Origin of the sequence: Micromonospora sp. M51 (genome assembly GCF_018070305.1) — a bacterium.
In the GTDB taxonomy this organism is placed as follows: domain Bacteria; phylum Actinomycetota; class Actinomycetes; order Mycobacteriales; family Micromonosporaceae; genus Micromonospora; species Micromonospora parva.
In genome coordinates this window covers 1-1,527 of sequence record NZ_JAGPXZ010001072.1, presented here as the reverse complement: position 1 = coordinate 1,527, position 1,527 = coordinate 1, and the positions used below count along the sequence as shown (strand labels likewise).

General features: G+C 73.5%; 1 protein-coding gene. It reads right to left on the bottom strand.

Annotated features, from left to right (window positions below; genetic code table 11):
- The coding region (sucB, locus tag KBX53_RS32555; RefSeq protein WP_210863695.1) for a 2-oxoglutarate dehydrogenase, E2 component, dihydrolipoamide succinyltransferase at positions 1-1,527 on the bottom strand (1,527 nt) is incomplete at both ends.

The following is a 1,527-nucleotide window of genomic DNA, read 5'->3' as shown; positions in this document are numbered from 1 at the left end:
GGCGGTGGTCGTACGACATGGCCAGGTAGACCATCGACCGGACCGCGATGACCTCGCCCAGCTCCGGGTCGTTGACCACGACCGGACGCTTCACCACGGCGCCCGTGCCGAGCATCGCCGACTGCGGCGACGGCACGATCGGCGTGTCGAAGAGCGCGCCCCGGCTGCCCGTGTTGGTCAGCGTGAAGGTCGCCCCGGCCATCTCGTCTGGGGTGATCTTGTTGTTCCGGGTGCGCTCGGCCAGGTCGGCGATCCGCTTGGCGATGCCGCCCATGTTGAGGTCACCGGCGTTGTGGATGACCGGCACGAGCAGCCCGCGCTCGGTGTCCACGGCGATGCCGAGGTGCTCCGCGGCCGGGTAGGTGATCGTGCCACCGTCCAGGTCCATGCTGGCCTGGATGATCGGGTGGGTCTGCAGCGCCTCGATGGCGGCGAGGGCGAAGAACGGCAGGAAGGACAGCTTCACGCCGTGCTTGGCCAGGAACGAGTCCTTGGCCTGGGCCCGCAGCTTGGCGACCTTGGTGACGTCGACCTCGACGACAGTGGTGAGCTGCGCCGTCTCGTGCAGCGACTGCTGCATGCGCTTGGCGATGGTCGCCCGGATCCGCGGGAGCTTCTCCGTGGTGCCCCGCTTCGCGCTGGGCTGCGGCTTGGCGGCCGGCTTCGGTGCGGGCGCCGACGGCGCGGCGGTCGGCTGTGCCGCCGGAGCCGGCGCGGCCTTGGCGGCCTTGGCCTTCTCGGCCGCGTCGAGGACGTCCTGCTTGCGGATCCGGCCACCCACGCCGGTGCCGTTCAGTGCGGCCAGGTCGACGCCGTGCTCGCTGGCGAGCTTGCGCACCAGCGGAGTCACGTACCCGGCGGCCTCCTCGCCGCCACCCGGCGCCGGGGCGGACGGACGCGGCGGCGTCGAGGTGGCAGCGGCCGGCTGCGCGGCCTGCTCGGTCTTGGCCGGCTGCGCCGAGCTCTCGGTCTCCGCGGCGGGCTCGTTGTACGACATGCCGGGGGTCGGCTCCTCGACCTTCGGCTCCGGCTTCGGCTCGGCCTTCGGCGCCGGCTTGGCCTCCGCCTTCGGCTCGGGCTTCGGCTCCGGCTTGGCCTGGGCGGGGGCTCCGCCGGCGGCACCGATGATCGCCAGGTCGGCGCCGACCGCTGCGGTCTCGTCCTCGGCGACCTTGATCTCCAGCACCGTGCCGGCGACCGGCGACGGGATCTCGGTGTCCACCTTGTCGGTGGAGACCTCCAGCAGCGGCTCGTCGACCTCGATGGTCTCGCCGACCTGCTTGAGCCAGCGGGTGACAGTACCCTCGGTGACGCTCTCACCCAGGGCCGGCATCTTCACCGGGGTGCCCTCGCCCGACGAGGCGGCGGCCGGAGCCGGCTCCTCGGCCGGGGCCTCGTCCTGGGCGACCTCGTCGGCGGTGCCCTCGGCGGCGGCCGTCGGCTCGGCGGCCGGCTCGACCGCCTCGGCCGGGGCCTGCTCCTGCCCGGCGGTCTCGCCACCGCCGGTCGATTCGCCCTCACCGGCGA